9 protein-coding genes are annotated in these 7,861 nt (G+C 50.7%); all 9 read left to right on the top strand.

Annotation, left to right across the window (positions count from 1 at the left end):
• Positions 1-660: N-acetylmuramoyl-L-alanine amidase family protein (locus tag VB081_RS11420; protein ID WP_323400939.1), on the top strand; the 660-nt coding region annotated here is incomplete at its 5' end.
• 192 nt (positions 661-852) lie between these two features.
• Positions 853-1,965: an aldo/keto reductase gene (locus tag VB081_RS11425; RefSeq protein WP_323400940.1), complete on the top strand. Its 1,113-nt coding sequence runs from the start codon at positions 853-855 to the stop codon at positions 1,963-1,965.
• A gap of 11 nt (positions 1,966-1,976) precedes the next feature.
• Positions 1,977-2,378 carry a MerR family transcriptional regulator gene (locus VB081_RS11430; RefSeq protein ID WP_323400941.1) on the top strand — a complete coding sequence of 134 codons (402 nt, stop codon included), beginning with the start codon at positions 1,977-1,979 and terminating at the stop codon, positions 2,376-2,378.
• A 118-nt stretch (positions 2,379-2,496) separates the two neighbouring features.
• Entirely contained in the window at positions 2,497-3,519 is a 1,023-nt protein-coding gene (locus VB081_RS11435; RefSeq protein ID WP_323400942.1) for a hypothetical protein, read from the top strand.
• The gene (locus VB081_RS11440; protein ID WP_323400943.1) at positions 3,501-4,166 is read left to right on the top strand and encodes a 5'-nucleotidase; all 666 of its coding nucleotides are present in this window, start codon (positions 3,501-3,503) and stop codon (positions 4,164-4,166) included. Before VB081_RS11435 ends, VB081_RS11440 begins: the two co-directional genes overlap by 19 nt.
• Before the next feature lie 165 nt (positions 4,167-4,331).
• Positions 4,332-4,745, top strand: a complete 414-nt coding sequence (locus tag VB081_RS11445; protein ID WP_323400944.1) for an Asp23/Gls24 family envelope stress response protein — start codon at positions 4,332-4,334, stop codon at positions 4,743-4,745.
• A 151-nt stretch (positions 4,746-4,896) separates the two neighbouring features.
• Positions 4,897-5,481 carry a MarR family winged helix-turn-helix transcriptional regulator gene (locus VB081_RS11450; RefSeq protein WP_323400945.1) on the top strand — a complete coding sequence of 195 codons (585 nt, stop codon included), beginning with the start codon at positions 4,897-4,899 and terminating at the stop codon, positions 5,479-5,481.
• Positions 5,482-5,652: 171 nt separating this feature from the next.
• Positions 5,653-7,197, top strand: coding sequence for an FGGY-family carbohydrate kinase (locus tag VB081_RS11455; RefSeq protein ID WP_323400946.1), 1,545 nt, complete (start codon positions 5,653-5,655; stop codon positions 7,195-7,197).
• A 25-nt stretch (positions 7,198-7,222) separates the two neighbouring features.
• Positions 7,223-7,861, top strand: a 639-nt coding sequence (locus VB081_RS11460; RefSeq protein WP_323400947.1) for a ribulose-phosphate 3-epimerase, incomplete at its 3' end; no start/stop codon positions are given.

Here is a 7,861-nt window from a genome sequence, read left to right on the forward strand (position 1 = left end):
GCCGCGATCTCGAAGGCGGGCGAAAACGGGGAAATGCAGCCAGAGAAAGCGCAGCAAGTGAAGCAGGCGCTTGCGGCGAACGACGGAAGAAAGAGGATCATTATCGACGCGGGACACGGCGGGGCGGACGTAGGCACCACAGGCGTATCCACAGGGCGGCAGGAAAAAGAGGTCAATCTGGAAATTGCAAAAAAATTACAGAATATATTGGAAGGAAAGGGATACGAAGTGATCATGACGCGCACAACAGACGACATGATCGCGTCTACCAAGGAAGAGGATATGCGTAAACGGGAAGACATCATTAAAGACGCGGACGCAGATATGTTTGTGAGTATACACCAGAATTTTTTTGAAAAAGATGAGGATGTCAGTGGCCCGCAGGTCTTTTACAGGGATCAGACCGCGAAGGGATATGAGTTGGCACAATATATGCAGGAGGAACTGAACGGGCGGCTCGAAATCAATGTTCCGCGAGATGTGAATGCTGGAGATTATCAGCTTCTTCGCCCGGGGGAACAGGCGAGTGTTATTGTGGAATGCGGTTTCTTTTCCAATCCGCAGGAGGAACAAAAGCTGCAGGAGGACGGTTACCAGCAAGCAATCGTAGAGGCGGTGGATGCGGGTATTGGGCGGTATTTTTTGGAAAAAGGACAATAATACAACAGGCTACCGGACGTAAGCAGCAGAATATAGAAGATGCAAAAAGCGTACAAAATAATTTGTATGCTTTTCTTTTGAAAAAAGACTTGACATGGAGTTCACTCCAAGTGCTAAGCTAAGGGGGTAGAAGAAGACAGACGGTACAGAAATCTGTCAACACGGCTAAGGCCGGATAAGCGGGAGAGAAAAATGAAAAAATTGGGATTCGGACTGATGAGGCTGCCACTTCAGGATAAGGATGACGAGAAAAGCGTTGATACGGAACAGGTCAAACAAATGGTTGACGCGTTTTTAGCGCGTGGCTTCACTTATTTTGACACAGCGTATATGTACCATGAGTTTTTTAGCGAACAGGTCGTGCGCGAAGCGCTGGTAAAGCGCTACCCGCGGGATAGCTTTACGCTGACGACAAAAATGCCCGTCATGTTTTTGGAAAAGGAAGAAGATATGGAGCGAATATTCTCCGAGCAGCTTGATAAGTGCGGCGTGGAATATTTTGATTATTATTTGCTGCATAATCTGAATATTTCGAACTATGAAATCGCGCAGAAACTGGATGGATTTGGATTTATTCAAAAGAAAAAAGAGGAAGGAAAGATCCGCAGGATCGGTTTTTCCTACCATGACAACGCGGTGCTTTTGGATGAGATACTGACGGCACACCCTGAGGTGGAGGTTGTGCAGCTGCAAATGAATTATCTCGATTGGGAAAACGAGAGCATTCAATCGCGCAAGTGTTATGAGGTCGCGCGCAGACATGGGAAGGACGTGATCGTGATGGAGCCGGTCAAGGGCGGGATGTTGGCGAATATTCCGCAGGAGGCGGAACACCTGCTGCGGGAGTATGCGCCGGATATGTCGGCGGCTTCGTGGGCGGTGCGTTTTGCGGCAAGCCATGACGGGGTACTGACTGTGCTGAGCGGCATGAGCGATCTGACGCAGCTGCGGGACAATATGGGCTATATGGAATCGTTTGTTCCATTCAACGAGCAAGAGCACGATATCGTGCGCCGCGTCGTAGATACGATCAATCAAACGATCGCCATACCATGTACTGCATGCGGGTATTGCGTGGACGGCTGCCCGAAGCATATCGCGATCCCCACGTACTTTGCGCTGTATAATTTGGAAAAACAGGCGAATCCGGAAGGCTTTTCGGTGCAGGGCGCGTATTACGAAAATTATGCGCAGAGACATGGCAAAGCCTCTGACTGCATTGACTGTAAAAATTGTGAGAAGCAGTGCCCACAGCATCTGGCGATCGTGCAGGGGCTTAGGGATGTGGCGAAGGTGTTTGAATAGGGAGAAAAGATATGACGATTGCGGAAGTAAGTAAAAAATATGATATGTCCGCGGATACGCTGCGTTATTATGAGCGCATCGGGCTGATCCCTCCTGTACCGCGCAACAAGAGCGGGATCAGGGATTATGGCGAAGAATCGTGTAACTGGGTCGGGTTGATGAAATGTATGCGTAAGGCAGGCGTACAGATCGAGGCACTGATCGAGTATGTTGAGCTGTTCCAAAAGGGGGAGGATACCGCGCAAGCACGCAAACAGCTGCTCGCAGAGCAACGTAACCGGCTGTTGGAGCGGATGGAGGATATGCAGGTCTCACTGGAACGCCTGAATGAAAAAATTGCCCATTATGAGCAAGGGCCGATGAAGGTGGAAAAACAGCTCAGGAAACTACAGGAAGAACGGAAAAACGGCTGAAAACCATCTGCGTGTAAAATAACATTGCGCGAGATATGAATCTGCTATATAATACCAATAAAGAAAGGTAACCATTGTATACATTGCGATGCTGATGATTACCTGGTGGGGGTTATATATGAAAAGGATTCTTACAATTATAATATGCGTACTTCTGGCTGTGCTGTTGGCAACAACGGGTGCGCTTGCGGCGGATGTGCCCGCTGGACAGGAGCAGGCGTTGTCGTCAGTCGGGCCGGAACCGTTACAGACGAACGAAGCCTCTGCGCAACCGTCCGCGGTGGCGCAGCCTTCTGTTTCTGCAGAACCTGTTGCAACGGTGGATATAACTGAACAGAAGCCAGCTATGGCGGCGAATGCTATGCCTATGGCAGCGCCTGCTGCTCCGGTCGTACCGGACATGGGGCCGCTTACGGACATCAGCCAGCTTACCAGTTATTTTCCGGATACAGCTTTTAGGAATGTCGTCTATGCAGCGCTTGATGATGCAGGTCTTATAGGGAATGTAACAGAAGTTGCCGGAAAAACCATCCCGGAGATTTTAGCAATGTATACGGGCAATATGAGGGCAAGCGGCAAAGGGATTAAAGATATATTCGGACTGCAATACCTGACGGGGGCGGAGTCTGTTAATTTGAACGATAATATCATCAAGGACTGGACGGTTATCAGTCCGAGCGGGGCTTTTTCGTCTACCCATTATGGATATGTCGATGTTGACGGCAATTATCACAATGTGACATGGGAGATTGGCAAAAACCCGATTACGCTGCTTCCGGAGAGTTTTGGCGGCAGGCTTAGTATCAAACAGCCCGCAACGAAATCTTCATACTATCCTGAAAAGGACGCTTTGATCGGAAAAGCATTTATCCGCGACAGTGCGGGACAAAAATTCGATGCGATTTTTGATATCGGCGTGTGCAGCATCGTCGGGACAAGCAAAGACAATGATTTCGTAACGAACGGACTGGTGAAGCTTGTTACGGTGAATGTATCCAAGGTGTCGGACGATCTTGATTCGCAGCATCCGGGGCTTACCTGCTCGCTGCTCAAAAAACCGGAGGTGAGCGCGAATAACCAGTTTATGAGCGTGAAGAACATCCTTGAGAAGGACTTGCCGGCATGCTTGACGGTTCTATGACGCGCGAGCAGGCGGTCGCACTGATCGACGAACAGAACCGGTATCCGGAGGTGAGCGAGGACGACGAGGTGATCGGCAACGCATCAACCGATTTCACGCTGATCGAAACGGGTAATTTCCTGACCGACGCGATGCGCGAGAAGGCGGGCACGGAGATCGCGCTGTTTTTGGACAACGGAAAAGACGGACGCAACAACGGCAAGGGCGTGAGCGGAAAGATTTATGAGGGCGAGCAGACGGAGGCGGATATCCTGCGTATTTTCCCTGATTTGAGGCGTGAAGAAAAAGGCGAGCTGCAAAAGGTCACGATGACAGGGCAAAAACTTCTCGACACCTTGGAATACGCGATACCCGTGGATAACGACAGCAGAGGATGGTTTTACTATTTCTCAGGGCTGCGCATGGAGTTTGCGCCGGCGGCAGAGCCGGGCAGCCGCATCAAAAAGATCACAGATGCACAGGGCAATGACATCGATCTTAACAAGGTATATTCTGTGGCGGTGATGGATGCAAGCGTGCCTGAGGACGCGGTCATAAGCTGCGAGGATACCGGTTTATCGATCAAGGATATCTGGACGGAAAAGATCAAAATACTGGGAACGATATCGCCGGGCGGCGACGGACGTTTTCTGGCGGTCGATCCGTGATGGAACGAAGGGATTGAAACAAAAATGTAATATAAATGAAAAGAATTTGTAAACAAATGAGACATATAGACTTTGTATGTGGTAAGCTGTTTTTAATAGTTGGCAGACAGAGACAGGACAAACAGGAAAACGGACGAACCCATATACAAAGGAGTGTGAGAAATTATGTTGGCAAACGAAATGATGACGACCGGCGAGACGACGCTGGTCAGGCATGAAAGCTATGGAACGGTACGGTATGCAAATGAGGTGCTGGCGACGATCGCAGGGCTTGCGGCGGAAGATGTGCCCGGTGTTTCTGCTATGAGTGGGAATTTTATAGAAGGAATGGGCGAGCTGCTGGGCATGAAGAGGCTCAACAAAGGGATCAGTGTGGCGGTTTCGGAACAAGAGGTCACCATTGATGCAGCGATCGTGGCAGAGTACGGAAGGTCTATTCCCGTGGTTGCGCAGAGTGTACGAGCGAACATAATACAGTCGCTTGAAAGCATGACAGGCCTAAAAGTTACGGCGGTAAATGTACGCATTCAGAAGCTTGACCTGAGTACGGTAGGAAACGAAGCAATCGCATATGCTTGAAAAGAATATTCAAAACGCGCTCCTTAGGGGGCGCGTTTTTTTGTAAGAAAAAATAAAGTTAGGTACCTAAAAAATTTTTGTTGACAAGTATTGGATTCAGCAGTATGATGATTATAAGGTACCTAAACAAAAGACGACAAAGGAGAATAGTATGAGTATTGAAAAACTAGAAGAACTGATGCAGCAAACACATCAGATGGCCCATTCGATCAGAAGACTCACGCATTATTATCATAAACAGGAGGAGCAGCCGATGATGCACCCCGGACAGGGAAGGCTGTTGGCGCTGGTAATGGAAAAACAACCGGTCAGCCAAAAGGATCTGGTGGATATACTGGATATCCGTCCCTCCTCGCTGAGTGAAGCGCTCAAAAAGCTGGAAATGAAGGGTATGATCACCCGTCGCAGCGATGAGCAGGATAAGCGCAATGTGATCGTGGAAGTGACGGAGGAAGGCGCAAAGCTTGCAAAAGGCGTAGAGGCAGGACGCGAACAGATCGCACGGCAGGTGTTTGGCGCGCTGACAGAGGAAGAACAGCAGGAGCTGAGCGGACTCCTGAAAAAACTTGCGGACGCATGGCAAGAAACCTTGAAGGATGTACCGGATGAACCGCATCCGCCGCACGGCGCTTGCGGCCCGCATGGACGCCCGCCGTTCCCGCCCGGACATATGAGGGAACATCATATGCAGTCTTACATGGGGTGCAAAGGGAAAAGGCCGGAAAGAACCTGGTAATATAGCCAAATAAAAGACTACCTGATCAAGGTGGTCTTTTGTTTGGAGAAGTGTATTTGTCGTGGAACTTTTCGATTGCGATCACAGGGGCTGACAGGAAATGGGCAAAATATGTTATAATGTGCGTATCTTATTTCATAAGAAATATACAGAATGGGTGACGTGAGAAATATGAAAAACACAGAATGTTTACTTGGGATCGATATGGGGACAAGCAGCGTGAAGGTTGGACTTTTTGACCTGCAGGGTACCCCGATCGCTTTTGCGGATGAAACATATCCGCTATATACGCCGAAATCGGGCTGGGCAGAACAAACGGTAGAGGAGTGGTGGGACGCGATCTGCAAAGCGACGCGCAGGCTGATCGATAAAAGCGGCGTATCGCCGTCGGCGATCATGGGCATGAGCGTGGACACGACGTGCTGCACCGTGATGATTGCCGATAAGGACATGAACATCCTGCGGCCGGCGATCATGTGGATGGACGTGCGTGCGTCGAGGCAGGCCAAGGAGATCACGGCGACGGGAGACCCGGCACTGAAGATCAACGGATATGGCAACGTATCGGCAGAATCCATGCCCGCAAAGGCGCTGTGGATCAAGCAGAACGAGCCGGAGCTTTATGATAAAGCGGAGCACGTGTTTGAGTGTGTGGACTGGCTGATGCACAAGCTGACAGGAGAACTGACGGCGAGCATCGATACGACAGCGCCGCGCTGGTATTATGATCGCCCGAACGGTGGATGGCCGGTTTCGTTTTATGAAAAGATCGGCCTTGCGGACGTACTGGACAAATTTCCAAAAGAGGTTCTCGACTTGGGCACACCGGTTGGCGGGCTTACCAAAAAAGCGGCGGAGGATCTCGGCCTTGTGGCGGGCATTCCCGTCGGCGAAGGCGGCGCGGACGCATTTGTCGGCATGGTCGGGCTGAACGTGGTTGCGCCGGGGCGCATCGCGATGATCACTGGGACTTCGCATCTGCATCTGGGGTTGACGGAAAAGGAAATGCATTCCGAGGGAATGTGGGGTTCTTATCCGGATGCGGTGATCCGTGGATTACAGATGATCGAGGGAGGGCAGACCTCCACGGGAGCGATCGTCAACTGGTTCAAGACCAATTATTGCGGCAATGTGGAAGTGGAAGCAAAGAAGCAGGGCAAAAGTATCTATGACCTTCTCAATGAGGGAGCACAAAACCTGCCCATTGGTGCGGACGGTCTGCTGGCGCTCGACTATTTTCAGGGGAACCGCACGCCATATGCAGACCCTGATGTGCGCGGCATGTTCTATGGATTATCGCTTGCGCATACGCCGTATCACCTGTACCGGGCGATCATTGAATCGATCTGCTATGGTACGGAGGCGATCATGCAGACATTCCGGGACGGCGGGATGAGACCGGACGGCATCTATATATCGGGCGGCGCAGTGAAAAGCGCATTTTGGACGCAAACGCACGCCGACGTATGCAATCTGCCCATCTTTATCCCCAAGGTGACGGAAGCGCCATGCCTTGGATCGGCGATCCTGGGAGCTGTCGCGTGCGGGGCATATCCGGACATCAAGACGGCGGCAAAAAATATGGTGACGATCGAGGATTGCGTGGAGCCGGATGCCGGCCGGCACGAACAATACAAGTTTTATTATGAAAAGTATAAAGAAGCGTATCAGGTATCCAAGGGCTGGATGCATGAGGTGACGACACACTCCCTATAAAAGCGACAGGAAAGGAAATATTGTTTTGGCGGTATTATCAGCATCTATACTGGATTGTGATACAGCATTCATTGGGAAAACAGTGATGGAGGCGGAGCGCGGCGGGGTCGACCAGATACACGTTGATGTGATGGACGGCGTATATGTGGCAAATTTGAGCTTTGGACCGAAAAACGTCAGGGACATCAAAAAAATATTGGGTGATCAGGTCAAGGTAGACGTACATTTCGAGCTGCTTTATCCTGAACGGTATGTGGATATGTTTGCGGAGGCGGGCGCGGATGTGATGACCTTCCAGCTGGGGAGCTGCTTTCACCCGGTGCGTCTTCTGGATCAGATCCGTTCGCATGGCGTGCAGGCAGGCGTGGCCATCAATCCGGCCGACAGCTGGGAGGGCGTCAAATATTTAGTTGATCATATGGATCATGTGCTTATGATGAGCATGGAGCCGGGCTTTTCCGGGCAGGAATTTGAGGAAAGTGTATACGCGAAAACCGGCGAGCTTCAGCAGTATTTGCAATCGACAGGTCGTGATGTCATGATCGGGATCGATGGCGCGGTCAACGCAGAACGCGCGGAGAAGTTTAAAAAACTGGGTGTGGAATACTACGTTGTGGGCAATGCGATATTTGGATCGGGCGAAGTCGGCGACAACATAAAAGCG

The organism is Christensenella sp. (assembly GCF_034927525.1).
In the GTDB taxonomy this organism is placed as follows: Bacteria; Bacillota; Clostridia; order Christensenellales; family Christensenellaceae; genus Christensenella.